Here is a 26,497-nt window from a genome sequence, read left to right as displayed (position 1 = left end):
TTATGCTTGGTCTCCTTCTCCAAAGCGCTGCTGACGGTCGAGTTTAATGATTTCCTTCCAGGTATCCCGAAACTCTTCGACCAAACCACGTGCTTCGGCGAGTGCCTCTTTATCGTTGTTTACGTTGGCGTCTACCAATCGACGGTGGATAAAATCGTATAAGCTAAACATGTTTTGCCCGATATCAGAATCCGTCTTTAACGTTACCATTAATTCTCGGATAATGTCCTGCGCACGGATTATACATTTATTTTTGCTTTCTATGTCTTTATCGCTCATAGCTTTATCAGCTTTGTCAATAAATTTGAGACAGCCGTTATAGAGTAATAGAGTCAAATCGCCGCGGGAGGCTGTTTGGATAGCGTTTTGCTGATAAGCATTTTTTGGCGCTGGTTTGGTGTTTGGCTTTTGCGAAGCTGCAGTGGAAGCAGCGGCTGCTGTGCTTCCAGCATTCGCTATTGGTGTGTATGTTTGTTCTTTTCTTGCTGGAGCCGTTTTTTTATAGGCTTCGGCCTGTTTCATATTTTTTTGGTAAACAGCCTGCGCATTTTGAAATGCCATAATTTTTCAATCCTCCTGTATTTCTGCAATACTTCCTATTTTATGTTAAAAACCGCCGCTTCCTCCGAACATCTGCGCGTAAAAATAATTGGCTTGTTCGTTTGCGCGGGCAATGGCTTGTTCCATCGATGTAAACTGCCGCCAGTACCGCTCTTCTGTGTCAACAAGGCGCCGCTCGAAGTTAGAAATTTGATCTTCGATGTTATTAATATTTCTTCCTAATGTGAATTGGTGATTTTGAATTTTTCCTTTAAAACCGCCAGCTCTCTCCGCCAGTGATTCGATGGCGCTGTCGAGAGAATGACGCAGCCGTATTGCAATTCCCTGTTCTGCTCGGCTTTCCCCATCGGCTGCAAACAGTTCAAACACGCCTTCCGGATCACTTTCTATCGCTTCGCGGAGCTTTGTTTCATCAATTTCAAGCTTTCCACGGTCCATGTAGTTTTTCGTCGTCGTAATACCAACCGTTGTCAAATGACTGTATTCCGTATCAAAATCTGTCTCCACTCTGCCGTAGAGATTGACCCGAAATGTATTTGTAAAGCTGGAAATAATACGGTCATTTCCAATTAAGCCGCTTTTCGCTTTTTCTTCCCACAGCTCAATTTCCCGGTCACTCATCGCTTCTTTTTGATCGTCGGTAAGCGGAGGCTGTCATCTGTAGAAGCAGCAGAACGGGCACCCATGTTGGCTCTCCGCATGACTGTATCAAAAATATTGTTGCGAAACTCATCAAACAAACGGTTAATGCTTCGGTATTCGTCAATCTGCCACTCCATCGTTTGACGCTTCTGCACCATTTTATCCACAGGCATGCGCTATGCCCGCATCAAATCTTTCACCATCTGATCAATATCCATTCCAGACGCAAAACCTGATAACCTCACGATTTACGCCTCTCCTCTCTATATTCAATTGTTAGTAGTGTATGAAATTGTGTAATAAAACTCTTTATCTTTTATATCGGCTCCTATATCGTTTTGTGAAGGTAAAAAACAAGAAAAAATCGATTCACTTCCCCCGTCAACGGGAAATGAATCGATCAACTACATTCTAAGAACCTAACGTTTGGTTCAAAAAATCTACCGTTTCTTTCATTGCTTCGTCAAGCTGCGGTGTGGTTTCTTTCAAGGGATGGGCGGCGTTGAAGGTATGATTTCCGCCTGGTATAACGGCAATAGAGTGGTGGGAGGCAGTATTTTGCATGGTGTCCGCGCCTTTTACAAGCCACTCTCCATCCGCATCGCCTTGTACAACGTGCACAGGAGCTTTCAAAGATTCCATTTTGGAGAGAAGATGAAAGCGGTCTTTGTTTGCTTTTATATCGTCTAATACCTTGGACTTTAATGGCATGTCCTGGTTCGTGCGCTGGTTTGCGATATAACCAACACCTTTTTCACGAATTTCCTTTTTGAGATCCTCCCCGAAAAAGTCAATATCGGAAACACCATTCCACGTCACCACCGCTTTTACTTCGTTCGGGTGATCGGTTGCAAACAAAATCGCATTGGCACCGCCGCGGCTGTGGCCAAGCACCCCAACTCGCTCTAAATCAAATTGGTCAGAAAAAGGAAGCTTTTCCTCTTTTATATTAGCGATGAGAACATTTAGATCCTCTTGTTCTCTTGAATAAGTATTTACCGCAAACTTATCCAGTTCATCAAAATCTTTTTTATTCACTCCGCTGTGGGAGAAGTTAAAACGAATCGCATAAAAGCCGTTCTCTGCTAATGTATCCGCAAGGTGAGGAAAGAAGTTCCAATCTTTAAATCCTTTAAAGCCATGACAGATAATGACCACCGGCTTTTTCGTACGTGCAGCCGGAGCATGAACATTTCCTCGAAGATGCAAATCATTATCCATCGAAATCGTAAATGATTGATTTTCTATAGAACCTGACACCATCGGTATCCCCTCCTATGTTGCATGTTATCACAAATGTTCAGAATAATAAAACGATAACATATCCCTATAAAATTAAATATTCCGAGATTTAAAAAGACTCTTCCGTTATTAAAATCAGTCATATATAATTATTTTACGTTTTATACGGTTATATAACTGGTTAAAACGTGTTTATGTCATTATATATGTGTAATACTCACTACATCTTATATTTACTATCTATATATAATAGATTTCATAGAAAGGGGGCCAACGTATGTCCATTGCTTACTTGAACCGATGTTTCTTCTATCTTCTCGGTATAGTTATTAATTTTTTAGGTGTAACATTGCTGGTTAAATCGGAAATGGGCGCAGGATTTTGGGCTGCTTTTTTCACCGGCCTGTCCGAACAGCTCGGTTTGACCGTAGGCATGTGGTATGGATTCTTTCAATTAATCTTTATTTTTGTGAATGGGTATCTTTTATCGAAACGTCCAGAATACTGGGCTATCATTCCTTTAATATTGGAGACAATCATATTAGACTTTTGGCTAGAGGTCGTTTTTAAAAACGTTCATTTAACCTCTGCTCCTTTATTTGCTCAAATCATTGTCTTTATCACCGGGATTATATTGGTAAGTTTAGGAGTAGCTATTTATATCATGCCTGGCTTTCCACGAGCTCCGATTGATCAATTGTTTCTCGCTTTCAGTGAGCGGTTTAATTGGACCATACGTGCCTCCCAAACATTTGTTGCTGTAGTCGTCGCCGGAACAGCTTTTCTAATCGGAGGTCCTGTGGGAATAGGAACGGTTGTCGTAGCGTTGACGTTAGGATCTTGTATTCAATTTTGGTACGAAAAACTTACCGCTTTATCCAAGCTTTACTCGAATAAAGACGTTTTATATTCTTCTTAACAAGATGGGGGCCAGAACAGCCTCCATCTTGTTTTATTGGAAAGACTTTTAGGTGATTTTACGCATGATTTTTTCGTACCGGACTTGCCGATAATATATTCTGGATCTTAAGGGAGCGAAGACCGTTTTTGGTATGGCACCACACCAGGGCGTCTTTCTCGTTCATGCGGTGTATGGTTACCTTTCTCTGGCTGAGGGTGCCGTCTTTTGCTTCATAAATAATTTCAACAGGTCTCCCACTTTCTAATGCTCTTTTTAACACACCTTCCATGGGATATCCCTCCATTCTTCCCTTCCACTATACACGAACATTTGTTTTCTACCAAGTGAAAAGAACGTTTAGTACATTTCCAAATATAAACAAGAGCAAGGCATCATTGCCCTGCTCTCCTTAATGAATGTACTTTTTACATCATGCCGCCTCCGCCCATGCCGGCCATTTGCTGCTGCATCTGTTGTGCCTGCGCATTTGCTTCGGCCATGGCCTGTTCCATGCGTGTAAACTGATCCCAGTAGCGTTCCTCGGTTTGCTGCATACGCCGTTCAAAGTTAGACATGCGGTCCTCAAGCTGTGTCATCTCACGTCCGATGGTAAATTGATCAGGGGACGGAACAGTGGGACCACCTGCTCGTTCGGCAATGCTGTCCATCGTACTATCAAGGGAATCCCGTACCCGCCGGGCCAGACCTTTTTCTTCATAAGAATCACCGTCAGCAGCAAACAATTGATAGACTGCTTCGGAATCTTCTTGAATGGCCTGCTCTAAGGCAGTTTCATCTACTTCCAGCTTACCCCGTTCCCGGTAATCACTGCTCGTCGTGATGCCAATTTCAGTTAAATGCGAAAAAGCTGCTCCTTCTCCGGTGTCAACTTCTTCATACATATCCTGGCGCATCGTATTTAACCCTCTTGTTAATATATCATCACGGTGAAGATAGCCGCTTTGCGACCGTTCTTCCCATTGTTCAATTTCCTTTTCAGTCATATCACCACGCTGGTCTTCGGTAAGAGGCGGATAGTCTCTATAGTATTCTTCATTCAGCTTCTCGTTGGTGTTTTCAAGCATTTCATTGTAATCATCCACAAAACCCATAATCGTCTCTTTGATGCCTTCGGTGTCCGGATTTACACTCACATTAACCTGCGTATCAAATTCATCTTTTAATGTAAACTCCACACCATTCTCGCTGAATTGATTGGATGTACGTTCGGTTTCAATGCCATTCAGCTCAAACTTTGCATTTTGGCCGGCAGTTTCATTGGTTTCATCGAGGTGGAGCACATCTGTTAAAAAGGCGTCACCATTAAAATTAATTTCATTTCCATCTTCATTAAATACACCCGTTTCGCTCCGGGTAATAGAAAATTTCCCAGCATTTTCATCATAAAACCCACTGACTCCAGCACCGGAACGATTCAACTGATCGATGATATCATTTAAACTGTCGGTTTCGCTAAATGTAATTTCTTCCGTATTCTCTCCGTCTTCTCCAAAGGTCGTTATTTCAAACGTATAATTTCCATCTTCATCCCAATCGAGATCGATTTGTTCTCCTAATGCCTGATCTGCTTTTAACACTTCCATGCCATCTGCTGTTGTCACATGAGGCTCGCCATCCCCAGCCTCTGGATTATCACTGACATTTGAAGCAGCAGCAGCAAGCTGAGTGACATTTAAAATCGTGTGGCTCCCTTCGACTGCGTCTGCAGATGCACTCACTCCTACCAAACTCTCATTGGAACTGGTTGCTTCTTTAGCGGTTGTGTTCGATCGACGAATAATTCCATCAAAAATAGAATTATGGAAGTTTTGGTACTCTCGGTTCATTTCGCGGTAGTCTTCCATTTCATATTGCAGTCTCAATGAGTCCTGTTCCATTTTCACAAGCGGCTGTCTCTCTGCTTGCATTAAATCCCGAACAGTTTGGTTAATATCCATCCCCGAAGCAAATCCTGTTATTCTATTATCCACTTTGTCCGTACCTCCTATAATAGAAAAAAGAGAGCCAGTTACGGTCTCTCTTTCTATTGTTGTCTGATATTTATATCGGATACATTTGAATAGATTTAAAGAAAAATAAAAAAAACAGCTCCGAAAAAGGAACTGCTACGCTTTATTTATACTTGTTCATCCACCAATATACCGACCTGCTCGAGCATAGAGGCGACCATATCTAAAAATTTTTCAGGCGGTATTTCCCGGACCACTTCTTCCGTTTCCCGCTCAAGCACCTGCACGTAAATCCGGTCAAGATCTTCATGCACATTAAATTAAAAGTCCGTGTAACTGGCTTCAAGCATTTTATTCATACCGTCTGCCTGCTCTAAGTTCTTTCGAGTCAAGCATCGCAGCCCGGTGATCTTTCGTTACATGCTGAATTTTCTCAGTCGTCGAACGTTCTGTCTTCTGTCCGTCTAGCAAAGAGCGTGAAACATCTCCGTTACTTCCTGATATAGAAAAACCCATTGTACCATCCTCCATCCCCCATAGGTTTTACATTATATCGGTTTATTTCTTAAAGTTTTTAGATAATTATGTACCTTTAATAGATATCGCACGCTCGCGTACCATTTTGCGAATGCGGTCAATAGTGACTCCGGTAACGCTTGTCTCCATCACTGTTGCTTCCTGGCTTTCTTTCACATACTGCCTCACGTTTAAATAATCGTCATGATAGCCTGGAAAACAGTCTGCACATAAACCTGCTCCCATCTTAGGCGTCAGCTTCCCGCAATCATCACACCAAACCTTATGAGATCCCGTCATCGTCCTAACTCCTTTAAAAGCCCTCCCCAGAGTCGGAGAAGGCTGCTCACTTTCTTAAACGGAAATATCAACAGAAGAACCTTTATGCGGTTCCGCCGCTTCTGCACGGCTTTTGTCCCAGAAGGATCGAACATTTTATTCACAAAATCTCCTTGCTGCTCTCCTGTATCCATTGCCTGCTTCAGCACAGACATACCAGCCTGCTGTTTCACCTGACCCTGGCTCATAGCGATTGACATAGCTGCAATCTCCATCTCTCCACCTCCTTGTTGTTAGGATACGAGATAAGCTCGAAAGGAAGTCTCCAGGGTGCTGCTCCACTTTTTCCAGCGGGGCAGCAACGTAAACTGAAGCACTTCTTTACCTTTTTCAAATTCTCCTTTTTCTAATATCGTAACGATATACTGAAGAGATTCTCTGAATGTATGGTGCTGTGCTTGTATCGTGTCGAAATGCTGCGATTCAATCACTGGCTGAAGGGATTGTTCTGACACGGAAAAAGCATAAATGACATCTTCAAACAACGGGAGGGCCGACTCGATCTTTCCTTCATTTAAAAGATATTGAATATGCTGAAGCCCTTCTCCCATGGTTTCCGATAACTCAAGTACTTTTTGGATCACCGGTAATTGTTTTTCCATTATAGTCACTACTTTCTCTCCATGAGGTGTACTATTTATATCGGCTGCTTTCCGTGAAATTATAAGGTTATTCTTTAAAAAAAGACTCCAGCACAAGCTGAAGTCTTGATAGATTACTAGTTTGTTATGGTGAAAGTCACAATATCGCCCTGCCTGAGGTTTGAACCGTTTTATCCTTCGATGTCTTCCATAACAAACATTTCTCTAAACCCCGGATTTGCCGAAGTCTATTATATAAGTTAAATTAAATAGCTGCAAGAGTCCTTGCGGAAGCTGATTGGCCTGGGCGAGCATGGCTGTTGCGGATTGATTTAATATATTATTTTTCGTAAACTCTGTCATCTGCAAAGCCATGTCTGCATCACGTATGCGTGATTCGGCCGAAAACACTTTCTCGATAGTATCGTCAAAAATAGAAACAGCTATCGATGCGTTCATGAGTGGATACGTCTAATGCGTATTTTTCATCATTCGTTCCTTCGGCAACACCATCACCAGAAGTGTACATGGTTCTGCTTCACCGTCTGCGGATTCTATCGCCGCTCCCTCTTCACCAGCTATACCTAAGGCAGCTGCACGCATATCTTTCAAATTAATGGTCATGGTCTGCCCCTAATTGGCTCCGACTTGAAAATTAATCGTGACAGAAACATTACTGGCCTCTGGCAAAATCACATCAAAAGCACGGGATAAAACGTATTCATCTGCCTGACTGTTGATTTCCTACATATATTTGTCATTACTAAACCAAACAGGGGACTCCCCAAATTGCTTTCTTGACAGACTGCCCAGCCAATGTAACCCTCCTCATCTGGAGGTTCTACTAGGTTAAACAACCACTGCCGATCTTCTGCATCATCTTCCATTGCACATGAAAGCAAAACGGCTCTGGCAAAGATTCCAACAGATGAGGGGGAAACACTTCCTCCTGTGAAAACATGTGATCTTCCCAAGAAATGCCATTTCATTCACTAAATAGCCTACAAACAATACTTTTTCTACCAGACTTAACTTATACATAGCCTGCCTCCTTTAGAGATACAAATGACTCATCACAGACAATGACATGATCCAGTAATTAATACCTATAATTCTTGCTGCTTCAGTTAATCTTTTGGTGACTTCGATTTCCTCGCTTGATGGGGAAGGATCATTTGATGGATGGTTATGTGCCACAATCACCGAGCAGGCATTGGCTAGAATGACTGGCTTTAGGACTTCACGTAGATGGACGACCGAAGCATTTAAGCTTCCAATATGACAGGCATGAATGGCAGTTGGCTGTTTTTGGTGTCGAGGCAAAGGACAACGAAATGTTCTATCCACTTCCGGTAAAAACTGATGAAACAGCTGTTGTGCATCATCCGGAGAAGTAATTTTCGTTTATCACTACATCAAACTAGTTTCCCTCGCTAATTTTACGCTGACAATATTACCCCGTTTTCTTGGCTCCTTTCTTTCCTCTTTTACTTCATTCACAAGCGGTAATGGTAATTGTGCTGTGTTCTCATAATGTTTCATCGTATCTTCCTCCTAAAATAAAAATAGCCCCTACTCTCTAAAATGGAAGTAGAGACATTTACAACTTGTAAACAGAATCAATTGATCGCAAGCACCTGTTCTTTATAATAATATATGGAATGATTATTCATTCATTGCTGGTTATGTATTTTTAACAATTATAGAAGTATTCGTTCAAAGTAGGGGCTTTCCGGACACATCCCTCTTTCCCCTATTTGTCCCAAAAAGAAAAAGAGCTACCTTCACAATGTCGGCAACTCCTCCTTTTCGCTATGTCATCGTGTACTGATCAAGATGTAACGAACGGTTGAAATCCCTTCTCCAATTCGTCGTCGTCGTTCAACTACTTGAATTGTGGAATGAGCGTAAACTGCAGGATCTCTTGTACTTTCCCATATCGATGCCCTTCGAGTTCACGACCTGCTCCAGGATTTCCTGAACCTTGTCGATTTGTGCTTTTGCTGATTCTGTATCGTTCATGTCCCCAAAACAGGACGTACTGAATTCTCAATTGATGCAAACCCATCAACGACATCATCCATCAACTGTATTGCCTCAGGGTATTTCATGTCATTGAGCTGTTTTTGAACATGTGTCAACCCTTCTAAAACCGTCTCTGACAGCTGTAGACTCTGATTCATTACATCAAGATGCTTCTCCGTTCGCTCACTGCTTTCTGTGTATTATTATGCCCATTTTTCCCTAAAGAAGTCTTTTCCTTCTTTTTTAGTATCTAAATTAGAGATATTTTCTATATTGTAAGGGAAGGTTTATATTCTTATTTGCAATATTATCTATAGTCATACATTGCCAGTATTTTCTCAAGATATTTTCCTTATGATTAACTAACATATTTTTTCTATGGGCTATTGGCATTATTGCGGATGGATGAAATTCTGCCTTGTCCCATTTTACCCACTCAGCTATTGCACCTATTGTTTTGAAGTTATCTTGATTCGGCAGTCCTGTTAGTATAATCTCATGAATATCATTTGGTAATACATTTGATGCATTAGTAATCATTTTCCTTGCAACCATATGATCTAACACAAGAATTACAATGCCATCATATTCAATTTTTCGATTTGCTTTACAGCCTTTAATATAGCTTGAAACAACCCTAATCTTGATGAAGCTTCAATAGAAAGTTTTGATTTTTCCAAAATAAAATCTGGCTCACCTATGTCACCTACTCTAAAATCTTGGTTACTTTCTAATAACCTTAAAGCAAACATAATTTCGCTCTCAAAACTCCTAAAGTAGTTTACTTCACTATCAGTTAAATAAGCACATGTATCACCATGAGCGCCTCTATGCTCCATATTCTTAGCAACATTTTCAGCTATATCAATTCGCCCCATAGTCTCCATGGACCAAAGTGCAAAAGAAAGTTCAAAAAATGACTTTAAATCACTCTGTTCTGACCTTTTCCTAGAATATATAGTTCTTAACTTTTTAACATAAGATAACAACCCATGTATACCATCAATTCCTTTAAGCTCATTTCTATCACAAAACTGTTCCACTATTTCAAAGTACTGGTCTTCCTTTAATTCCAAAAATTCTTTTGCAATTGATTAAAGCTAGTCATTAATTCCCCCCTAAATTTAAAGAGAGACTCTAGTATAATAACTAGAGCCTCTATATTGATGAATTCTATTATCCAAGCAACTGTAGTACGGATTGTGGTTGCTGGTTTGCTTGTGCGAGCATAGATTGTGAAGCTTGAGAAAGGATGTTGGAACGAGTCATTTCCATCATTTCCGCTGCCATGTCTACGTCACGGATACGAGATTCTGCAGCTGATAGGTTCTCAGCAGAATTGTCTAAGTTAGAGATTGTGTGTTCTAAACGGTTTTGGGATGCACCAAGACTAGAACGCTCAGCTGAAACGCTTTCGATAGCATTATTGATAACGGTTTGAGCTGCTGCCGCACTATCATGTGTGGATACATCTAATGCGTATTCAACATTAGTGCTGTTTGTTCCATCTGTTACATTTCTATTCTCAGTAAATGCTGCATCTTCAACACCATCGACTTCTCCGCCGGCTGTCGTGCCAGAGATACCCAGTGCATTGGCGCGCATATCATTAATATCAACAGTCAAACTTTGTCCTTGATTTGCACCGATTTGGAAAGAAGCCGAAAAATCCTCTTTAACACCGCCATCACTAATTTCAAGGTCATTTCCACTTTCCCCAGCTGTAGAAGCTTCAATTACTAGGTGAGTTGTAGAAGCAGTTTGTGCATTTCCATCTTCATCAAAATATTGCATTGCACCGTCACCTGCTTTAAGCTCAACTCCTTCAATGTCGCCCCCGACTTGCTCAGCAATAGAGGTTACTAATTGATCTACCTTACCACTAGCAGCTGTAGGAACTAATGCATCACTTATATTAACTCCAGTTGCTTCGCCGGAATACTCCCCATCATTTGCATTATAGAATTCAATTTGCTCACCATTAATGGTCATACCTGTACCTACAAGCGCTTCAATATTTGCATCAGTTTCAGCAGCATCACCGCCTTCTAAGTCAGCAAAATCAACTGCTGTTGAAGCTGCAATGGCAGGGGTAGTAGTACCACTATCTGCACCACCAGCAGTAGCGCCAAAAGTATTACCATTAGTATCAGTAACAGTTTCAGTACCTATAGTACCTGCCGAACCTTTAAATTCCCCATCTTCTGTAGCTGTAACAGTAACCTCATCGCCAGTACCAGTCACTTCATAATTCCCATTTAAGACATCATTATTATCAATTTCTTCTTGTAATCTCGTTCTAAGAAATTCAGCAGTTTCATCAGCATCAGCTAGGTTGCCCTCTTCACCATCAAATGTAATATCTATACTTACACCATTTAAATCCCATTCTATACCATCATCAGCATGATCAGCTGCACCAGTAATAGTTGTAGTTTGTGTAGCTTGAGTATAGTCGACGTCTTCTCCACCTTGCAATTTTCCACCATCAACTAATCCAGTGCTATCTAAACTAGAGCCTCCATCACCCTTCAAAATTTCCTGAGTGTTGAACTCCGTCGTATTCCCAATACGGTTGATTTCAGAAGTTAGTTCATTCATTTCTTTTTGAATTTCATCACGGTCTACATCAACATTGGTATCATTGGATGCTTGAGTAGCCAGCTCACGCATACGTTGAAGGATGGAGTGTGTTTCAGATAAAGCACCTTCTGCTGTTTGAATCATGGAGATACCATCCTGAGAGTTACGGCTTGCTTGATCTAAACCGTTGATTTGTGCACGCATCTTTTCGGAAATCGCAAGGCCTGCTGCGTCGTCTCCAGCTTTATTGATACGAAGACCTGAAGACAGCTTCTCCATTGAATTTTGGTTCGCTTGTTGGTTGATACCCATTTGACGGTGGGTATTCATTGCAGGGATATTATTGTTAATAATCATAAGTAAAAATTCCTCCTTGAATGTGTGTTTTACGTTCCGGTCCACGTCCTTGTGGGTGAAACGTTCGATTGTTGGATAGTGTGCCATTCTGTCGGCCGCCAGGATGGTTTTTTTATCCTTTACATTTCTAATATCGGAGGTTGGAATGATTTGTTAAGTCTTTTTGCGTATTTCTTTTGATAGATTTATTGATTTTTCTTCTTTAAGCTTTCCACGTTGATAATGCCGGAAAAGTTTAGTATTAGTGCGGGTATGTTAAGAATGATTGAATATGATTTTGTTTATTTGTAAATAATCATTATTTAACTCTGCCTTATGTTTTTTGTATATTTTTTCTAATTAGAAAGATCTTTAAATTAAGATTTTCTATATTACCATAAGCCATTTGTTACAGTTATTAGAGGATTCCTAAAAATAGTTCTAGGAAAATTGTAACAATTATTTTATAATTTTATTTATGAAAGGAGGGGTGGACTTTAGGACGTCATTAAAAATTGAGGGGGACTTATAAATTGCCAGAGTTAGCTTTTTTAGATGAATACCTAATATCACGCAGCACGATGGCCATTGTTCCAGCATTTGAGATAGAGGGGCAAAGCAAGATCTATGAACGAAACAAGGGTGTCATGCTTGTAGAAGAGAAGTCAATGAACATTATTTCTGAAGGGTGCTTGCTTGGTGGATCAAGCTACGATGGCCGAAAGGATGCGGTGAAGTACCGAACGGGGGTAAAGAGTAAAATTCCTGTACCAATGAATGTCTTTAAGAAAATTGGTGCGATGCCTACTCATTCACCGCGGTTGTATGAATGTCATTGGCTGTTTCCTTACCATATTAAATCGATTTCGCCACATCCTGATCAAGAGCTCCATTCTGTTATTACCTTTTATGACGGACAGGAGTTACATATTGATGTATCTCCGTATAGTTTGAGACTGCAAAAAATGAAAGCCTTTGAAGCTTTTACCATATTTTTTGAAGAAGATTTATATTAAATAGTAAAAGCTGACCTGTTTATTCATCGTGTAGACAGATCAGCTTTCTTCTAATAAATTTATGAAATTTTTATCCAGCCTTCTTCAATCGCTCTTTTAATGGTATGAGTTCGGTCGTTGGCTCTCATTTTTTTTGTAAGATGACTGACATGGTTGTTTACGGTTGCTACAGCCAGGAAGCATTCCTCCGCTATCTTGCGGTTGCTTTTTCCTTCTAGAATTTTTTCGAAAATGCGCACTTCGGCGTCTGACAACGTATTTCTCGCTTTTTCTATGTCTAGTTCAAGTTCCTGTTCAGGATCTTGTTCTTCCTGCTCTTGAAGCGTTCGATACCTCTGCATCAAATGAGGCTGGAACATGGGATCAATGTAAACCAGAAAAGATTGAGAGCGCTGAAAATGATCAAGCCATTTATTTTTATCTCGGTCGGAAGCTAAAATAATAGAAACTTCTTTGTGAAGAAGCTTATCTAAAAGTTCTGCTGCCCGAGTTGGAAGGTTAATACCTAAACGAAAATAGCATTTCACATCTTGCAGTTGATTTACTTTATCATAAATTGACTCTTCATCACAAACCGAATAATAAATGGTGTCTTTTTTTAAACCTTTTTCAAAAAGAGACATTACCTGGGAGGATTCTGCTTCGATAACCGTTTTGCCAAGGGTCGCTCCTGCCTCTTTTAATAGACCATTCCCTTCCATATCCAAAAAAAGCGTGGGAAGCCTGTTCCCTGCATCGTTACGATGAGATTTTGCCATTATGTATTCCTCCTGAAGTGACCTGAAAGTGTATTGCCCGCTGTGGAGCTTTTTTATCTCTACACACTTTCACCACGCTACCCGTACATCTGTTTTTCTCTCTATCTATCATAAATGGGGGAGTATACCCTATATAACTTTAATTATTATCTTTCTAAATCTTACCTATAACTGAAAATATATACAAGGGCACGAGAGTACCCCTTGTTTTTGCCGATTTTTTCCTTTATTTTAAAGGTCACACTACCATAGACCTAATTATATATGTTTCGCCCGCCGAAGTATTAATTATTTAAAAAATTTTTCCATTTTTTCTAGGTCATTAGGCCAAAAAATAAGCCATTTTAAAGTTTTTAATTTTTTTTCAGCTGCTGTGACAATTTTTCTAATATGTCAAGGCTCCCGGCTCCTGCTGCGGCATTGTTTTCCTGTTGAATATCGAGATAAATTTCTTTTCGATGGATATCAATGTGCTTCGGGGCTTCTATTCCAATCTTCACTTGTTCGCCGTCTACTGCTATCACTTTCACTTCAATGTCGTCGCCAATTTGGATAGATTCGTTTGTTTTCCGGGTGAGCACTAACATTATTGGCCCTCCTTTTCATTAACTGCGGCTTTCGACTGCTGCGGAAAAAGAGAGTGTTTGGTCTGATAACCGGACTCGCTCATCACAAACTGCTTGCCTTTTTTGCCTGCGATATTCAATACGATAGGCGCTTGCAGATTAGCCGTCGTTTCGCTAAACGGCTCCTGCAGCGTTAATACGGAAAAAATCGCCACATCCTCTTCTTTTTCAATGTCAAGCTGCTCGATCAAATTATCCGAAAGCTTCACCTGGTAATCATTGAAAAAATGAAAAGGGTTGGCGATAACAAAAGCTAACTCTGGGGTATTCAGAGATTGTAAAATAAAAAATACGTCTTCCTTGCTGAACGGAAGCAGCACAAAGGACGTTTCTTCTTCAAACGCTGGCAGGCCCTGCTCAAAAGTGTAGATGTCTTCTCGCTGAACCTCGACTTCACCGAGGTGTTTGGTTTGCAGTTTCACGGGTATGGGATCCCCCTTCATGTTATAATCTTCGATTGATTTGTTCTCCGCTCACATGAAATTCGATGCTTGGTTTTTGTTTCAAGTAGTGCTGGATTTCCCAGCGCGGAATGTTGATTTCTGGGTCGTTTTTTTGAACATTTATGTCCGCTTCTGCTCGTTCGACTTGAAACGAGATGTCTCCAGGTTCTGCGTCAAACTTCACTTTAAAGGCACTTTCTGGTGTGAACCCAAGCTCTACTTGTTTTTCGATCAACTTGCCGTTTTCTTTGGCAATTGCAGCAATCGCTTTTCCGCCTCCGCCGTTTTTTTCCACCGCTTTTAATTGTTCGCCTTCCTGGGCTTTTTTGGCAACGTATTCCATTGCGGTTCTTTTTGCTTTGGCAGCAAATTGATCACCTTGCTGCAAAGGTGGAATGAGATCAGCGTCCGCAAACGCTTCGGACTGATCAATATTTACTTTCGCTGCTTTCGTTGAAATCTCAACGGTGTCATTGAAATGTTGGTTGATTTCGATATCGGCCGGGGGCTGGCGAATTTCCAGCGGCGGCCTGGATGTTTTCATTCCAAGCTCTGCCTTCGTAGTTGTTATTTCAACAATTGGCATATTCATCGGTCAGCTCCCTTCGCCGTTTTTTATGCATTTTGATGTCTAGATCAGCGCCCAGCCTCACGGTGGGCCACACAGGTGGGTTAGTTCAACGTTGTCACAGGCTTCGACGTCCTTGGGATCCTTCTGCTAAATACGCACACATCAACGCACAGGACGTGCTAATGTCGCCAATGCCACAGGACGTAGCGTTTTTGGAGATGAAAGTGCAACGCAAAAGTCACCACATCCTGTGGAAGTACGTTTTTATTGTCTGGAACATTTGCCTTTCAAGGCTAACCTGCGCGCGCTTTTCTTATTATCGCAGGAAGTCCATCAGCGTCGGCTGAATGATGCGGGCGCCTGCACCGAGTGCAGCCCGGTGTACATTTTCCTGGCTCATGAGATCAATCATCACTTTTACCATGTCAGCGTCTTCGTTGTCTGAAAGAATACGCTCTGCAATGACCTCTTGTTTCCCCAAGCGTTCATCCATCATTTCAATTCGATTTAAACGCGCGCCCATTTCTGCTCGTTCATTTACCATAATGTCAATATGTTTATCGATAGTCTCGATAGAACCAGTAAGGTCTTCCCCTTCTATATCAGGATCATCAAGGTCTTCTATTAATTTTTTAATATCCTCAAAAAATTTACTGTTAAACACTTTGCCAGCTTCTGAATTCACGGGGATTTTCACCCCTTTCATTAATTCGATTTCTACATCACCAGTGTTGCTTAAAACTTCATCAATCTTTCCCTCATCATTTAAAGTAACCGGTTGTTCTGTAGTATTTGTTCCGTTGAAAATATATTTGCCGTTTGATTGTGTATTCGCCATGGAAACGAGATGTTCAAAAAGCTGAGTAACTTCTTCTGCCATGTTGCTGCGCTGCCCTTCTTCATATGTGTCATTTGCAGCCTGTGTTGCTAGTTCTCGTATTCTCTGCAGGGCCTGTGTGGATTTATCTAAGGCAGAGTCTGACGCTTCCATCCAATTGTAAGCTTCACCTAAGTTACGCTGAAATTGTGCCACTTCGTTTGATTGTGTTCTATATCGTATTCCGCTCATAGCCACTACAGGATCCTGAGAAGCACGCGTTATTTTTTTTCCTGTGGACAGCTGATCTTGTAATGTTCCTAAATGGTTATAACTCTGGCTCATATGCCGCAGCGAGTTTTGAGCCAGCATGGACTGAGTAACCCTCATTTTTGCCCCTCCTCAGGATATTACCTGCCTACAACTCCCATGTTATTAATGATTCGGTCTAACATTTCATCAATCATAGTAATGTTTCTTGCAGATGCGTTGTAGGCATGCTGAAATTGAATCATGTTGGTCATTTCTTCATTTAAAGATACACTGCTTACTTCTTTACGACGGTTGTTAACACTTTCTCTCAGATTATCTGTATTTTTCATTTTTTGATTTGCTTCGTCCGTATCAACAGCTAATTCACCAATGAAATTCCGATAATAACTTTGCACGTTTGTGGTGCTGCCATCAAATCCTAAATCTAGATCCTTTATGTCTGATAGTTTTTGAGCATTTGAGCCGTCCCCTGCATAAGCATCTTCTTCATCTCCTTCATACTCAGAAGCAGCAGCGATATTATCTACACTATCTTCAATATTTTCATCCATTGATATATTTTTTGCCGCACCTTGTTTATTATCTTTTGTTGCATTACCCGAGTCAAAAAATGATATATCGGTTGATTCATTTAGGCCGTAGCCGTCCCTATGCTGTTTATTAAACGCAGATGCAAACGTATAGACCATATCATCCAATTTATTCATAACATCTGGATAGGTACCAGTTACTTCTCCATCTTCATTTTTATAACCAAAAGATTCTACAAGAGCTTTTAGTTTACCAGGAGAATTAACAAATTCTATATCCTCATCACTTCCACTTTCATTACTAATATCATCTCCCGCTTTTTTCACCCATTCAAATTTAGCATCAGTAACAAAAGCATGGTTTCCTTCTTCTCCATTTGAATTGATGGACAACTCTTTATATTCTCTCTTTTCTCCATCTATAAGTTTAGTAATTCTATTGTCATCTTCATCAACCATGTAGACATTAACTATACCATCGGCCGCATCGAGGGCTTGACCACCACTATTCTTTTCTTGTACTTCAATATTCATCATTCCTGAAAGTTCATCAATCAAACGGTCACGTTCATCATAAAGGTCATTCGGCATTTGGCCATGAGGCTCCATACGCCCAATCTGCTCATTTACATCATGAATTTTACGGAGTAAAGAATTCACTTCTTTTTCTTTAGTGTCTATTTCTCCTTTCAAGTCATCTTTATTAGCTTGCAATGTATTGGCAACATAATTAAAGGTATCTGCAAGGGCAATACCCCGCTGGCGGACAACCGAGCGAGCACCAGAATCTTCAGGGTTTACTGATAAATCCTGAAGCGCATTCCAAAATTCATCCATCGTGCCGCCAATACCGTCTTCTGAAGGTTCGTTTATTAGATCTTCGATTCTTTCATATGATGCATGACGTGTTTCCCAGTAATTTGCCTGTGCATTTTCGCCTCTGTATTGAATATCAAGATATCCTTCTCTTACTCGTTGAATGAAGTCCGCTTCTACTCCTGTCCCGATCTGGCCGGGCATACGCGGAGCGTTTCTTGCTGCATTCGGATACGGTTCTGTCTGCCCGAAGTTTACACGCTGGCGGGTGTAGCCTTCCGTATTTGCGTTAGAAATGTTGTGGCCGGTCGTATGCAGAGCGGATTGCTGGGTGGTCATGCCGCGCCGCGCTGTTTCTAATCCATGAAAAGTAGAAGTCATGACTTCCCCTCCTGTTTTTTTATTAATTAGGCTTTAGAATCAAACATCGAATATCCTTCGCGATTGTCTTTATCCGTGCCTCCCGGATGGTTGTAATGGACCGCTTCCGGGTCAGGCTGAATCATATCCATTGTTATTTGCACAAAGCGAAGCGAGTCTTCGACCAACGTGCGGTTCAGTGCTTCTTTTTTCCGAAGCTTTTCCATTTCCTGCAGCAGCCCTTCCTGCAGCTTCAACAGTGGTTCATGATAGCTCTCTGGAAGATGCTTTAATAGGATACTGACCGTTCCTTTTGTCTCTTTTTCATCTCTACTATGTAAAAAATCCGCCACTGCATCCTGCCTGTTTCTTTCTGTTTTTTCAATCGCCCGAATATGCTTGCTTTCTTTTTTTAAAAGAGCAGCCAGGCTTTTTGTATCATTTGCTTTTACGTACTCTGTTTTTTTAGCTGAAATCGTATTTAATTCTTTATGCTGCTGAACGAGCAGGGCCATGGTTTCAAAAATAGCTTTAACTGACATTACGTTCCCCGCTTTCTTTCTGCCATAGAAGATGGCTGCTCCCCGAAGAATCACCGTTACGATTCTTTTGGGAGCAGCCTTCTTCTATCTTTATTTTCCGGACCAAAAATCAATAAATTTTTTTGCCGTTGCTTTCGGGTCTACTTGATAGGTGCCCGATTCTATCTTTTTTTTCAGAGCGTCTATTTTCTCTTGACGAGTCGCGTCCATTTCCTCTCCTTGCTGCATTTGTTTAGCTGTGCTGGAAATTTCCACTTTGTCACGCTCTTGCTTCGTTCCTTCTGTTTTATCCGCTCGCTGCGGTGCCGTTTGTTTGTTGTATGGATTGTTTAATGGCCCGAGAGGATTAATATTCAAAGCATTCACCTCCCAATGCATAGCATAATGTACAACGTTGCTTCTTATTAACTATATCGGATATCGCAGTTTACATTTAACTCGTACAAATGTCTTCATTTTAGACGGTCATTCAACGAATGATACGTTGTATAGTGTTTACGCTCTTCTTCTTTGGCTCGTTCGTGCCGCTCTTTTTCACGCTGCTCAGCTTGCAGTCCTCCTTCAATTTCCCCTCTGCAGCTGCTGCAGATCCGCCCTTTTCGGATTCCCTTACCGCAGGATTCACATGGATAATCAAGGTTTGGGAATTGATGGAGATGAATTCGTCCTTCTTTAATAAACCGCGTGATATCTTCGCGCTCCACCCCAGTTCCTTCCACAACCTCCAGCATCGTTGCTTGACGATTTTCCCGTTTGCGGATAAAGGTATACACGGTTTGAAATTTTTCTTCAATTGCTTTATAACAGTCCTTACAAATCGGACGAAGTGATTTCACAAACAATGTGCCGCAGCGTGGGCAATTTTCCAGGTTCTGCATAACGTGTTCCCTCCAGCGTGTAAGTTATCCTCTTGCCAGCGTAATCGAGCAAACTTTTGACGCTCCCTGCTCCTTCAAACGTTGAGCCGCTTTTCGCACCGTCGTTCCCGTAGTATATATATCGTCAAAAAGCACAAATTTTTTACTGCTTATTGAAATTTCTGTGGAAGAAGACAAGTGAAAGGGATTTTGTTTAGAGGCAAGCCTTTCCCGGCGCGACTTTTTACTTTGTTTTTCTTCATGGAGGGTTCGTTCTAAGAAAGAAGTGACTGGTAAAAGTGACTTGCGTTTCCACCATTTTTGACGTGTGTTGGTAAAATCGGCGAGCAGCTGTGATTGGTTAAACCCCCGTTCCTGAAGACGTTTGGAACTGAGTGGAATCGGAACCGGGATGTAGTCGGTATATGTCCGTAAATAGAGCTGCCGGATGTTTTCACTAAAAATAAGAGCCAGAACAGCGTCTCCTCGGTATTTCCATTTCGCGATTATTTCCTGCATGTGTGCATTGTAGCGATACAGCGATTGGTTATGATCAAGGACGCCCTCCCAGTTGGGATCTTCTTCCCAGCGTGCACAATCCTCACACCTCTTTTTTTCTAGAAGCGGCCGGCTGCAAAGGGTACAGCCCGGTTCGGTGATTTCTTCCAGCTCGTTATTGCACCTTTCACATAAGAGGGATGGTGGAGCAAGAGGCAATAGGGTTGACCAGCTTGGTGATTCGTTTTTTAATTCACCGCAGAAAATACAGTGGGTACAGCTGTCATTTAAGCTAGCTTTTAGCATCCTTTTCTCCTTTCCGAATTCATGTTCAAAATATGACGACGGGCAGCTGTCATGGCTGTTGTTTTTCCAAAATGAAAAAAGACGACATCGCCTTCCGGCTGGTCTTTGCTTCTTCCGGCACGACCTGCAATTTGAACGAGCGCACTTTCAGTAAAAATATCTTCTTCCGCTCCGAATACAGCTACTTCTACACCAGGCACGGTTACGCCTCGTTCCAGAATAGTAGTTGTCACAAGAAGTTCTACGCTGCCGATTCGAAAAGCCTCTACCTTCGAAAGCCTTTCTTCATCAGCACTATGAACGCCTTCAATCGATGCATCGATATTTTTTAAAATAGCCGTTATTTTTTTTAGTGATTCAACCGATGGAACAAATAAAAAAACTGGAGTTCTGCTTTGCAGACGTTGTTCGCACCACGTTTGAATTGGCGCTGGAAGCCGGCCTTTTTCAAGTCTCTTCTTCCACGGCCCGCTCCATTGAAAGCGCGGAACCGGCAGCGGATGGTCGTGATAACGACGGGGTATTTTGGTAACAGAAAGAGTATTTTTGTGGACTCGTTTTTGGAGAATTTTCGTGGGAGTTGCCGTCAGATAAATCGTGGCCGCTTTTTTCTTTTTTGCATTTGTAACAGCTTGGACGAGAGAGGTATCTGCCGTAAAAGGAAAAGCATCGACTTCGTCAATAATGACGATGTCAAAAGCATCTGTGAAACGCATCGTTTGGTGGGTCGTTGCGATAATTAGCTGTGCAGGGAGTTGTTTTTCTTCACTTTTTCCGTGCAGACCCGCCATACTTGCGTTTGGAAATACACGCTGGAGCCGGGGAAGCAGCTCGAGAACGACGTCGGTTCTAGGAGTAGCAAGCAGTACACGCTCACCGCTTTGAAGTGCTTGTTCGAGGCCCGGAAAGAGAATTTCTGTTTTTCCAGCCCCGCAAACCGCCCAGACGAGCAGTTCATCTTTATCTTTTATTGCCTGAAATATTGCCTCTGAGGCTTGTTTTTGGCCTTCTGAAAAAATTCCATTCCAATGCAGGTGGATATTTTGCGACAAGGTTGGGGGCAGCCCGTTCCATCGAAATAATCCAGAACAAGCACTGATTCTTCCCATCATTAAACAATACCTGCAGTATACACACTTTTTTTGACAGCGAACACAATAAAACATACCAAACCGGTTTGGGTCAGTATTGTGACAGCGCCGGCACATATAGCTCTTTTTCGAAGGACGCAACCCAGCACGTACTGTGATTAATCCAGCTTTTAAATATGGATGTAACTCCTCCCATGATAATTGAATTTCTTCAAATAAAAGTTCTTTTCCATATAATAAATCTTGCAGATAGTGGTAGTGGGGTAAGGGTTGGTGGTGCGGAGTTGGAGGGGGCAAGTCGGGAAGCTGACTGATAACGTCCGGGCCGTGTTTAACAGCTTCTGATTGGTTGATAAACAGCTCGGGAAGACAGATTGCTTCGCTGCTGTTCTGTAAAAGGACATGACAAAATCGCATGGGCATTACTCCTTTCTTGTATTTCGTTTAATAGGAAATAAGGAAAAATGGAGCCGGGCAGAAGGAGAGGGAGGTGCCCGGCTTTTTTCATAGGAGGTTACATTTTGCACCAGCCGACACCGAGGCTGCCTTCGCCAAGATGCGTGCCGATCACTGGCCCAAAGCAGCTGATATCCACCACAGCGTTAGGATATTTTTCCGAGAGCTTTTGCTGTATTTCTTCTGCTTTGTCCCGCCGGTTCGCGTGGATCACCGTAGCCCGGATCGGGGTGTCATTTTTTGCAGCTTCATCAAAAAGCTCAAACACCCGGTTCAATGCTTTCTTTTCTGTTCGAACTTTTTCAAACGGTACGATCTGCTGATTTTCAAATGTTAAAATCGGCTTGATCTGCAGCAAGCTGCCGATAAGCGCCTGCGCTCCGTTCAAGCGGCCGCCGCGGTGCAGGTGGTTCAGGTTATCTACTACAAAATAAGCATCCATGCTTTTTTTCATTTCTTTCAGACGATCAAGAATGGTATCCACCGTTTCGCCATCGCGCGCCATTCGCGCTGCTTCAATCACAAAGTACCCCTGCGGCATGCAGCTGATTTCTGAATCAAAACCGTAGACTTCCACGCCTTCCACCTGCTCGCCCGCTGTAAGAGCGGTTTGATAGGTGCCGCTTATACCGCTGGCTAAATGAATCGTAATAATAGCTTCATGGTTTTGGGCAAGTCTCTCATAGGTTTCCACGAACTTTCCCAACGCAGGCTGCGACGTTGTCGGAAGATCCTCGGACTGTTTTAACTTGTTGTAAAATTCAACCGTCGACAACTCCACCTCTTCTTCGTACGCCTCGTTTCCGAAAACGACACTAAGAGGTACTATCGTAATATTTTCATTAGCTGTCACATCCGGCGGAAGATATGCCGTGCTGTCGGTCACAATCGCGATATTAGCCATAGCTGTTTCCTCTCTTTTATCTCTCATAGATTTCTTCTATGCATAGTTCTTCTTTTATCATAAGTTGTCGAACAATCTTCTGCAAGGAAAATTAAGTATTTCTCTTATTTTCAGTGGGGCGGGAGCGTTGTGGTCAGAGACGGAATTTTTATGTACAGGGTTTTGCTTGTTATGTGTAGAGATGGTGTGGATATGTACGGTTTTTCAGGTTTATGCACTGGTTTTATGGAGTTATTACGGGTTGGTGAGCGATTTGGAAGGATTATGTACAGTGTTAGTGAATTTATGAAGTGCTTTTGTTTGGAATTGCGCTGCTTTTTCGGTTTTATGAACGACTTTGTATGGGATATGCAATAATTTAGTTGGGATGACTATTTCGGCAGAGGTATGCACTGCGGCTGGGGATTTAGTGCCTGTTTTTTGAAGGTTATTCAATGCTTTGCCGGATTTATGAACGACTTTTTATCATATATGAGTACTTGTTTAAGTAATTGATAGTCCAGCAATATAGTATTCTCTGTCCTACTCGAGGGTCTGGCCCCGTACCACTTGATAGTAAAGTGACCGACTTTACATTGTAATGCACCACGTTCACTTGTATATGAACTACTTTCTGCTTTTTATGAACAACTCCCCCTTGCGTATGCGCTACATTTCTCCCTATTTGACCGAACTACGATTTGAAATACTGCTCGTACACCTGAAGTCTAGCCCTTCACTATTCATAGCGAAGTGACCGATAAATTGCAGTGTTATAAACCATATCCCTGATATTTGAACTAAATTCTTCTTTTTATGCAAAACTGCCGCTCATTTTTTACCACATTTCGACTTTTATGAACGCCCCCACCAAGGTCTGACCCTGGGTCTGGCCCCACACACTTCAGATTGAATGGCAGCAGCACCTCAATCGTGCAAAAAAGCGGCCGCCGTTTGGAGGATTGGCGTACCGCTTTTCTTTATCTTACTTTGACCCAGCCTTTTTTGATGGATTCTACGACAGCTTGGGTACGGTCGTTTACGTTCATTTTTTGCAAGATGTTACTTACATGGTTTTTCACTGTTTTTTCACTGATATATAAGGATTCGCCGATCATGCGGTTGCTGTATCCGTCCGTCATCAGCTGAAGTACTTCACATTCGCGGCGGGTTAGGATATGAAGCGGTTTGCGGTATTCGACTTCCTTGAAGCCGATTTCTGCTGTATCATCTGCTCCTTCATCTCCAGAAGCAAGACGGCGGTATTCTTTGATTAAATTATGGGTTACTTTTGGGTGAATGTATGCTCCGCCTTGGCCGACAACTTTTACGGCTTCGATTAACGCATCGGCATCCATTTCTTTTAACAAATAACCGGATGCGCCAGTTTTCAGTACATGGGTCACATATGATTCATCATCGTGGATAGAAAGAATTAATACTTTAATGTCCGGGAATTTTTCTATTAAGTTTCGGGTTGCTTCGACGCCATTTGTACCGGGCATGTTAATATCCATGAGAACCACATCAGGGTCGTTTTTTTCTACGAGCGTTATGGCTTCTTCTCCATCGTCGCCTTCTGCTACTACTTCAAAGTTGGGTTCCATATCTAAAATACGTTTGACCCCTTCTCTGAAAAGCTGATGATCATCTATCAGGATTAGTCTGACAGTGTTATCTATTGTTTCCTGCATGCTTCTCATCCTTTCGATTACATTGCGTTGCGTTTTGGCTGCTGCTGAATAAGTGTTGCTGCTATGTCCGCTTTATCCTATTTTTTCTCTTTTTTCTATTTTTATAAAAGATAAGCGGCTGATTCTCTTGCTGTCCACAAACCAAACTAACATAAGCCCCTTTTTGTCTTAACGAAAAGTTTTAAGCTTTTGCTTTGGCTCCCTCCACTGGAACTTGTATAATGACAATGGTTCCTTTGTTTGGAGCGGAGTCAATGGTGAGCTCCCCTTTTAAAACATTTATTCTTTCTCTCATACCCATTAATCCAAACGATTTTTCCTTAGAGGCATTGGCCGTGTCGAAACCTTTGCCGTCATCCTTTATGACGATAACAACACGAGAAGGTTTCATCTCCATTTTCACCTTTACCTCCCTGGGGTCTGCGTGCTTGTACGCATTTTGGACTGCTTCCTGCACAAGTCGAAAAAGGCCAACCTCTAAATTCGGCGGCAGCCGAAGCTGTCGGCCCATGTGAGTGAACAGGATGTTTAATCCAGTGTGCTCTTCGACGTTTTTCAAATACTTTTTTAATGTAGGAATGAGTCCCAGATCATCAAGGGCCATTGGTCGAAGGTCGTAAATGATACGCCTTACTTCGGCTAAACTTGAGCGGATCATAACGCGCAAGTCGCGGATTTCTTCAACGGCGGCATCCATGCCCTTTTCATCCCGAACGCGTTCCACAAGCTCAGAGCGAAGAAGAACATTAGCCAGCATCTGAGCAGGCCCATCGTGGATTTCCCTGGCTACCCGCTTTCGTTCTTCCTCTTGAGCTTCGATAATCTTTAAACCGAATTGCTGTTTCTCTTTCGCATCTTCTACAATTTCACCGACTTCTTTTAAATCCCCGGCTAAAAAGTTATATACAACAGAAACCTGTCCCACGAGCATTTCTGCACGGTCAATGGTTCCTTCTAAATGCAAAAGACGCCGCTCTACTTGATCACGCCGCTCACGAAGCTGTTTTTCTTCTTGCTGTAGTATAGCAAGCTCTACTTGCAGTTCATTTGCTTGCTCATAAGCTTTTTTTACTTCCTCATTACTGTAGCTCTTAAAATGACGGCTCACTTCTGCAAGGTGGTTTCTCGCAAATCGGGCGTGCATATCTGTTTTTTCAGATTTATCAATTATGGCAGCGACTTTCTCCCGGATTTCTGTAAGTTCCTGCTGCAGCGCTTCATATTCTTCCCGGGAATTTTCGCTGATCTCAAAGATTTGTTCTTTGCTGTGTTCTACAGTATTTAACATTTTGTCGATGATTTCATCGAGTGTCAGCTTCGTTGACAAAAATGTCACCACTCTTCGACGGATTCGTTTGTTTGACAGACTGCCACGATCCGTTATGATTATTTTAGCACATTCTTATGTACCCACACGGAAGAACCGATAAAAAATCAAGAAATTACATAGTTATGCGCTAATTTGTGATTTTTTCACCGTCTACTATAGGATATCATGTCTTCCTGTTTTCAAGTTTTACAATATTATTATAGTATAATTACATCGTTAGGAGGAGTTATTCTGTCATGCTTGCAATCTATTATACAGTAAAACCAAGTGGAACAAACGAAATTGTCATAAATAAGTCCCGATTCATTGCACATGTCAAACGTGTTACAACCGAAACAGAAGCACAAGAATTTATACAATCGATAAAAAAAGAACATTGGAATGCAACTCATAATTGTTCTGCCTATATGATCGGTGAAAAAGATGAAATTCAAAAAGCCAACGATGACGGTGAACCTAGTGGTACAGCAGGAGTTCCAATGCTTGAAGTGTTAAAAAAACGCCAGCTGAAAGATACATGTGTTGTAGTCACTCGTTATTTCGGCGGTATTAAACTTGGTGCCGGAGGATTGATTAGAGCTTACGGGTCTGCCGTAACAGAAGGCATTAATGCTACAGGTGTGGTGGAAAGAAAACTAATGCAAGTCATTTCAGTCCGGGTTGACTACACATGGCTTGGAAAAGTGGAAAACGAATTAAGGCAGTCTTCTTATATGATAAAAGATATTGAATACGAAGAGAATGTTTCTCTTTCTGCTTATGTTCCTGTAGATAAAGTCCAAGCCTTTTCTAATTGGATCACCAATATGACAAATGGACAAGGCCATCTGGAAAAAAAAGAAGAGACTTATCTGGAAACTGACGTGACACTAAAAAAAGAGTAACCTTTTCCATCCGCACCCAATCTGCCCTTTACATTGTTTCGACTTATCTC

At 41.8% G+C, this 26,497-nt stretch carries 35 protein-coding genes and 1 pseudogene; 3 read left to right on the top strand and 33 right to left on the bottom strand.

The features are described from left to right. The 4 genes from fliS to ACE1TI_RS15815 form a co-directional block, all read right to left on the bottom strand. Positions 1 to 561 (bottom strand): flagellar export chaperone FliS, encoded by a 561-nt coding sequence (gene fliS / locus ACE1TI_RS15830; RefSeq protein WP_375008531.1) that lies wholly within the window; start codon positions 559 to 561, stop codon positions 1 to 3. 45 nt (positions 562 to 606) lie between these two features. Continuing rightward, the gene (gene fliD, locus ACE1TI_RS15825; RefSeq protein ID WP_375008530.1) at positions 607 to 1,182 is read right to left on the bottom strand and encodes a flagellar filament capping protein FliD; all 576 of its coding nucleotides are present in this window, start codon (positions 1,180 to 1,182) and stop codon (positions 607 to 609) included. Beyond that, positions 1,179 to 1,376 (bottom strand): flagellar cap protein FliD N-terminal domain-containing protein, encoded by a 198-nt coding sequence (locus tag ACE1TI_RS15820; protein WP_375008529.1) that lies wholly within the window; start codon positions 1,374 to 1,376, stop codon positions 1,179 to 1,181. The genes fliD and ACE1TI_RS15820 overlap by 4 nt, the downstream gene beginning before the upstream one ends. 238 nt (positions 1,377 to 1,614) lie before the next feature. Then, positions 1,615 to 2,466: an alpha/beta hydrolase family protein gene (locus tag ACE1TI_RS15815; RefSeq protein ID WP_375008528.1), complete on the bottom strand. Its 852-nt coding sequence runs from the start codon at positions 2,464 to 2,466 to the stop codon at positions 1,615 to 1,617. 256 nt (positions 2,467 to 2,722) lie between these two features. On the opposite strand from ACE1TI_RS15815, the gene ACE1TI_RS15810 reads away from it, so the two are divergent. Then, positions 2,723 to 3,364, top strand: a complete 642-nt coding sequence (locus tag ACE1TI_RS15810) for a YczE/YyaS/YitT family protein (RefSeq protein ID WP_375008527.1) — start codon at positions 2,723 to 2,725, stop codon at positions 3,362 to 3,364. A 58-nt stretch (positions 3,365 to 3,422) separates the two neighbouring features. Here ACE1TI_RS15810 and ACE1TI_RS15805 read toward each other — a convergent pair whose 3' ends face one another. From ACE1TI_RS15805 to ACE1TI_RS15735, 15 genes and pseudogenes are all read right to left on the bottom strand, one after another. Next, positions 3,423 to 3,635 (bottom strand): WYL domain-containing protein, encoded by a 213-nt coding sequence (locus ACE1TI_RS15805; RefSeq protein WP_375008526.1) that lies wholly within the window; start codon positions 3,633 to 3,635, stop codon positions 3,423 to 3,425. Between the two features lie 136 nt (positions 3,636 to 3,771). Next, complete coding sequence (locus ACE1TI_RS15800; protein ID WP_375008525.1) at positions 3,772 to 5,337, bottom strand: flagellar hook-associated protein 2; 1,566 nt, start codon at positions 5,335 to 5,337, stop codon at positions 3,772 to 3,774. Between the two features lie 146 nt (positions 5,338 to 5,483). Further along, positions 5,484 to 5,630: a flagellar protein FlaG gene (locus tag ACE1TI_RS15795; RefSeq protein WP_375008524.1), complete on the bottom strand. Its 147-nt coding sequence runs from the start codon at positions 5,628 to 5,630 to the stop codon at positions 5,484 to 5,486. Positions 5,631 to 5,667: 37 nt separating this feature from the next. After that, a complete protein-coding gene (locus ACE1TI_RS15790; RefSeq protein ID WP_375008523.1) occupies positions 5,668 to 5,832 on the bottom strand; it encodes a hypothetical protein in 165 nt (54 codons plus the stop codon). A 66-nt stretch (positions 5,833 to 5,898) separates the two neighbouring features. Next, a complete protein-coding gene (locus tag ACE1TI_RS15785) occupies positions 5,899 to 6,132 on the bottom strand; it encodes a hypothetical protein (RefSeq protein WP_375008522.1) in 234 nt (77 codons plus the stop codon). After that, complete coding sequence (locus ACE1TI_RS15780; protein WP_375008521.1) at positions 6,129 to 6,386, bottom strand: YjfB family protein; 258 nt, start codon at positions 6,384 to 6,386, stop codon at positions 6,129 to 6,131. The genes ACE1TI_RS15785 and ACE1TI_RS15780 overlap by 4 nt, the downstream gene beginning before the upstream one ends. A gap of 18 nt (positions 6,387 to 6,404) precedes the next feature. Next, positions 6,405 to 6,773 carry a DUF8042 domain-containing protein gene (locus tag ACE1TI_RS15775; protein ID WP_483860654.1) on the bottom strand — a complete coding sequence of 123 codons (369 nt, stop codon included), beginning with the start codon at positions 6,771 to 6,773 and terminating at the stop codon, positions 6,405 to 6,407. Positions 6,774 to 6,977: 204 nt separating this feature from the next. Continuing rightward, positions 6,978 to 7,187 carry a flagellin gene (locus tag ACE1TI_RS15770; RefSeq protein WP_483860653.1) on the bottom strand — a complete coding sequence of 70 codons (210 nt, stop codon included), beginning with the start codon at positions 7,185 to 7,187 and terminating at the stop codon, positions 6,978 to 6,980. 36 nt (positions 7,188 to 7,223) lie between these two features. Beyond that, entirely contained in the window at positions 7,224 to 7,376 is a 153-nt protein-coding gene (locus ACE1TI_RS15765) for a hypothetical protein (protein ID WP_375008519.1), read from the bottom strand. Between the two features lie 429 nt (positions 7,377 to 7,805). Then, positions 7,806 to 8,099: a JAB domain-containing protein gene (locus tag ACE1TI_RS15760; RefSeq protein WP_375008518.1), complete on the bottom strand. Its 294-nt coding sequence runs from the start codon at positions 8,097 to 8,099 to the stop codon at positions 7,806 to 7,808. A 63-nt stretch (positions 8,100 to 8,162) separates the two neighbouring features. Next, the gene (locus tag ACE1TI_RS15755; protein ID WP_375008517.1) at positions 8,163 to 8,294 is read right to left on the bottom strand and encodes a hypothetical protein; all 132 of its coding nucleotides are present in this window, start codon (positions 8,292 to 8,294) and stop codon (positions 8,163 to 8,165) included. 476 nt (positions 8,295 to 8,770) lie between these two features. Continuing rightward, a pseudogene (locus ACE1TI_RS15750) lies at positions 8,771 to 8,944 on the bottom strand (DUF8042 domain-containing protein); the annotation flags it as partial. Positions 8,945 to 9,032: 88 nt separating this feature from the next. Next, a complete protein-coding gene (locus ACE1TI_RS15745) occupies positions 9,033 to 9,317 on the bottom strand; it encodes a hypothetical protein (protein WP_375008515.1) in 285 nt (94 codons plus the stop codon). Positions 9,318 to 9,349: 32 nt separating this feature from the next. After that, on the bottom strand, positions 9,350 to 9,853 hold the full coding sequence (locus tag ACE1TI_RS15740; RefSeq protein ID WP_375008514.1) for a hypothetical protein: 504 nt from the start codon (positions 9,851 to 9,853) through the stop codon (positions 9,350 to 9,352). Between the two features lie 100 nt (positions 9,854 to 9,953). Beyond that, positions 9,954 to 11,717, bottom strand: coding sequence for a flagellin N-terminal helical domain-containing protein (locus tag ACE1TI_RS15735; RefSeq protein ID WP_375008513.1), 1,764 nt, complete (start codon positions 11,715 to 11,717; stop codon positions 9,954 to 9,956). Between the two features lie 512 nt (positions 11,718 to 12,229). Here ACE1TI_RS15735 and ACE1TI_RS15730 point away from each other — a divergent pair. Further along, positions 12,230 to 12,712 carry a competence protein ComK gene (locus ACE1TI_RS15730; RefSeq protein WP_375008512.1) on the top strand — a complete coding sequence of 161 codons (483 nt, stop codon included), beginning with the start codon at positions 12,230 to 12,232 and terminating at the stop codon, positions 12,710 to 12,712. Between the two features lie 59 nt (positions 12,713 to 12,771). Here ACE1TI_RS15730 and ACE1TI_RS15725 read toward each other — a convergent pair whose 3' ends face one another. The 14 genes from ACE1TI_RS15725 to ACE1TI_RS15660 form a co-directional block, all read right to left on the bottom strand. Further along, positions 12,772 to 13,470 (bottom strand): response regulator transcription factor, encoded by a 699-nt coding sequence (locus ACE1TI_RS15725; protein ID WP_375008511.1) that lies wholly within the window; start codon positions 13,468 to 13,470, stop codon positions 12,772 to 12,774. 353 nt (positions 13,471 to 13,823) lie between these two features. Further along, the gene (gene csrA / locus ACE1TI_RS15720) at positions 13,824 to 14,057 is read right to left on the bottom strand and encodes a carbon storage regulator CsrA (RefSeq protein ID WP_375008510.1); all 234 of its coding nucleotides are present in this window, start codon (positions 14,055 to 14,057) and stop codon (positions 13,824 to 13,826) included. Further along, a complete protein-coding gene (gene fliW, locus ACE1TI_RS15715) occupies positions 14,057 to 14,518 on the bottom strand; it encodes a flagellar assembly protein FliW (RefSeq protein ID WP_375008509.1) in 462 nt (153 codons plus the stop codon). Before fliW ends, csrA begins: the two co-directional genes overlap by 1 nt. 22 nt (positions 14,519 to 14,540) lie before the next feature. After that, positions 14,541 to 15,131: a DUF6470 family protein gene (locus ACE1TI_RS15710; RefSeq protein ID WP_375008508.1), complete on the bottom strand. Its 591-nt coding sequence runs from the start codon at positions 15,129 to 15,131 to the stop codon at positions 14,541 to 14,543. Positions 15,132 to 15,426: 295 nt separating this feature from the next. Next, positions 15,427 to 16,317: a flagellar hook-associated protein FlgL gene (gene flgL / locus ACE1TI_RS15705; RefSeq protein ID WP_375008507.1), complete on the bottom strand. Its 891-nt coding sequence runs from the start codon at positions 16,315 to 16,317 to the stop codon at positions 15,427 to 15,429. 20 nt (positions 16,318 to 16,337) lie between these two features. Next, on the bottom strand, positions 16,338 to 17,927 hold the full coding sequence (gene flgK / locus ACE1TI_RS15700) for a flagellar hook-associated protein FlgK (RefSeq protein ID WP_375008506.1): 1,590 nt from the start codon (positions 17,925 to 17,927) through the stop codon (positions 16,338 to 16,340). Between the two features lie 26 nt (positions 17,928 to 17,953). Continuing rightward, positions 17,954 to 18,448 (bottom strand): flagellar protein FlgN, encoded by a 495-nt coding sequence (locus ACE1TI_RS15695; protein WP_375008505.1) that lies wholly within the window; start codon positions 18,446 to 18,448, stop codon positions 17,954 to 17,956. A gap of 90 nt (positions 18,449 to 18,538) precedes the next feature. Then, positions 18,539 to 18,814, bottom strand: coding sequence for a flagellar biosynthesis anti-sigma factor FlgM (gene flgM, locus ACE1TI_RS15690; protein ID WP_375008537.1), 276 nt, complete (start codon positions 18,812 to 18,814; stop codon positions 18,539 to 18,541). A gap of 86 nt (positions 18,815 to 18,900) precedes the next feature. After that, positions 18,901 to 19,326: a TIGR03826 family flagellar region protein gene (locus ACE1TI_RS15685; RefSeq protein ID WP_375008504.1), complete on the bottom strand. Its 426-nt coding sequence runs from the start codon at positions 19,324 to 19,326 to the stop codon at positions 18,901 to 18,903. Positions 19,327 to 19,350: 24 nt separating this feature from the next. After that, complete coding sequence (locus tag ACE1TI_RS15680; protein ID WP_375008503.1) at positions 19,351 to 20,109, bottom strand: ComFC family protein; 759 nt, start codon at positions 20,107 to 20,109, stop codon at positions 19,351 to 19,353. Then, the gene (locus ACE1TI_RS15675; RefSeq protein ID WP_375008502.1) at positions 20,103 to 21,617 is read right to left on the bottom strand and encodes an ATP-dependent helicase ComFA; all 1,515 of its coding nucleotides are present in this window, start codon (positions 21,615 to 21,617) and stop codon (positions 20,103 to 20,105) included. Before ACE1TI_RS15675 ends, ACE1TI_RS15680 begins: the two co-directional genes overlap by 7 nt. Before the next feature lie 97 nt (positions 21,618 to 21,714). Then, positions 21,715 to 22,560, bottom strand: a complete 846-nt coding sequence (locus ACE1TI_RS15670) for a DegV family protein (RefSeq protein ID WP_375008501.1) — start codon at positions 22,558 to 22,560, stop codon at positions 21,715 to 21,717. A gap of 959 nt (positions 22,561 to 23,519) precedes the next feature. Beyond that, positions 23,520 to 24,233: a response regulator gene (locus tag ACE1TI_RS15665; protein ID WP_375008500.1), complete on the bottom strand. Its 714-nt coding sequence runs from the start codon at positions 24,231 to 24,233 to the stop codon at positions 23,520 to 23,522. A 181-nt stretch (positions 24,234 to 24,414) separates the two neighbouring features. Further along, positions 24,415 to 25,560: a sensor histidine kinase gene (locus ACE1TI_RS15660; RefSeq protein ID WP_375008499.1), complete on the bottom strand. Its 1,146-nt coding sequence runs from the start codon at positions 25,558 to 25,560 to the stop codon at positions 24,415 to 24,417. Positions 25,561 to 25,799: 239 nt separating this feature from the next. On the opposite strand from ACE1TI_RS15660, the gene ACE1TI_RS15655 reads away from it, so the two are divergent. Next, entirely contained in the window at positions 25,800 to 26,447 is a 648-nt protein-coding gene (locus ACE1TI_RS15655; protein WP_375008498.1) for a YigZ family protein, read from the top strand. The last annotated feature ends 50 nt before the right edge of the window (positions 26,448 to 26,497 follow it).

This window comes from Alteribacillus sp. JSM 102045 (assembly GCF_041949975.1).
Lineage (GTDB): Bacteria > Bacillota > Bacilli > Bacillales > Marinococcaceae > Alteribacillus.
The sequence above is the reverse complement of the archived record's forward strand: the minus strand, read 5'-3'. Positions and strand labels throughout refer to the sequence as shown.

Bases quoted from the DNA above. Each gene is read 5' to 3' on its own strand.
- ACE1TI_RS15670 (WP_375008501.1), bottom strand. From the start codon at position 22,560: ATGGCTAATATCGCGATTGTGACCGACAGCACGGCATATCTTCCGCCG.
- ACE1TI_RS15745 (WP_375008515.1), bottom strand. From the start codon at position 9,317: ATGATTACTAATGCATCAAATGTATTACCAAATGATATTCATGAGATT.
- ACE1TI_RS15655 (WP_375008498.1), top strand. From the start codon at position 25,800: ATGCTTGCAATCTATTATACAGTAAAACCAAGTGGAACAAACGAAATT.
- ACE1TI_RS15780 (WP_375008521.1), bottom strand. From the start codon at position 6,386: ATGGAGATTGCAGCTATGTCAATCGCTATGAGCCAGGGTCAGGTGAAA.
- fliS (WP_375008531.1), bottom strand. From the start codon at position 561: ATGGCATTTCAAAATGCGCAGGCTGTTTACCAAAAAAATATGAAACAG.
- csrA (WP_375008510.1), bottom strand. From the start codon at position 14,057: ATGTTAGTGCTCACCCGGAAAACAAACGAATCTATCCAAATTGGCGAC.
- ACE1TI_RS15765 (WP_375008519.1), bottom strand. From the start codon at position 7,376: ATGACCATTAATTTGAAAGATATGCGTGCAGCTGCCTTAGGTATAGCT.
- ACE1TI_RS15680 (WP_375008503.1), bottom strand. From the start codon at position 20,109: ATGCTAAAAGCTAGCTTAAATGACAGCTGTACCCACTGTATTTTCTGC.
- flgK (WP_375008506.1), bottom strand. From the start codon at position 17,927: ATGACTTCTACTTTTCATGGATTAGAAACAGCGCGGCGCGGCATGACC.
- ACE1TI_RS15675 (WP_375008502.1), bottom strand. From the start codon at position 21,617: ATGCGATTTTGTCATGTCCTTTTACAGAACAGCAGCGAAGCAATCTGT.
- ACE1TI_RS15695 (WP_375008505.1), bottom strand. From the start codon at position 18,448: ATGTCAGTTAAAGCTATTTTTGAAACCATGGCCCTGCTCGTTCAGCAG.
- ACE1TI_RS15805 (WP_375008526.1), bottom strand. From the start codon at position 3,635: ATGGAAGGTGTGTTAAAAAGAGCATTAGAAAGTGGGAGACCTGTTGAA.
- ACE1TI_RS15790 (WP_375008523.1), bottom strand. From the start codon at position 5,832: ATGGGTTTTTCTATATCAGGAAGTAACGGAGATGTTTCACGCTCTTTG.
- ACE1TI_RS15685 (WP_375008504.1), bottom strand. From the start codon at position 19,326: ATGCAGAACCTGGAAAATTGCCCACGCTGCGGCACATTGTTTGTGAAA.
- ACE1TI_RS15810 (WP_375008527.1), top strand. From the start codon at position 2,723: ATGTCCATTGCTTACTTGAACCGATGTTTCTTCTATCTTCTCGGTATA.
- ACE1TI_RS15820 (WP_375008529.1), bottom strand. From the start codon at position 1,376: ATGCCTGTGGATAAAATGGTGCAGAAGCGTCAAACGATGGAGTGGCAG.
- flgL (WP_375008507.1), bottom strand. From the start codon at position 16,317: ATGAGGGTTACTCAGTCCATGCTGGCTCAAAACTCGCTGCGGCATATG.
- ACE1TI_RS15735 (WP_375008513.1), bottom strand. From the start codon at position 11,717: ATGATTATTAACAATAATATCCCTGCAATGAATACCCACCGTCAAATG.
- ACE1TI_RS15815 (WP_375008528.1), bottom strand. From the start codon at position 2,466: ATGGTGTCAGGTTCTATAGAAAATCAATCATTTACGATTTCGATGGAT.
- ACE1TI_RS15785 (WP_375008522.1), bottom strand. From the start codon at position 6,132: ATGACGGGATCTCATAAGGTTTGGTGTGATGATTGCGGGAAGCTGACG.
- ACE1TI_RS15755 (WP_375008517.1), bottom strand. From the start codon at position 8,294: ATGAAACATTATGAGAACACAGCACAATTACCATTACCGCTTGTGAAT.
- ACE1TI_RS15710 (WP_375008508.1), bottom strand. From the start codon at position 15,131: ATGAATATGCCAATTGTTGAAATAACAACTACGAAGGCAGAGCTTGGA.
- ACE1TI_RS15775 (WP_483860654.1), bottom strand. From the start codon at position 6,773: ATGGAAAAACAATTACCGGTGATCCAAAAAGTACTTGAGTTATCGGAA.
- ACE1TI_RS15665 (WP_375008500.1), bottom strand. From the start codon at position 24,233: ATGCAGGAAACAATAGATAACACTGTCAGACTAATCCTGATAGATGAT.
- fliD (WP_375008530.1), bottom strand. From the start codon at position 1,182: ATGAGTGACCGGGAAATTGAGCTGTGGGAAGAAAAAGCGAAAAGCGGC.
- ACE1TI_RS15725 (WP_375008511.1), bottom strand. From the start codon at position 13,470: ATGGCAAAATCTCATCGTAACGATGCAGGGAACAGGCTTCCCACGCTT.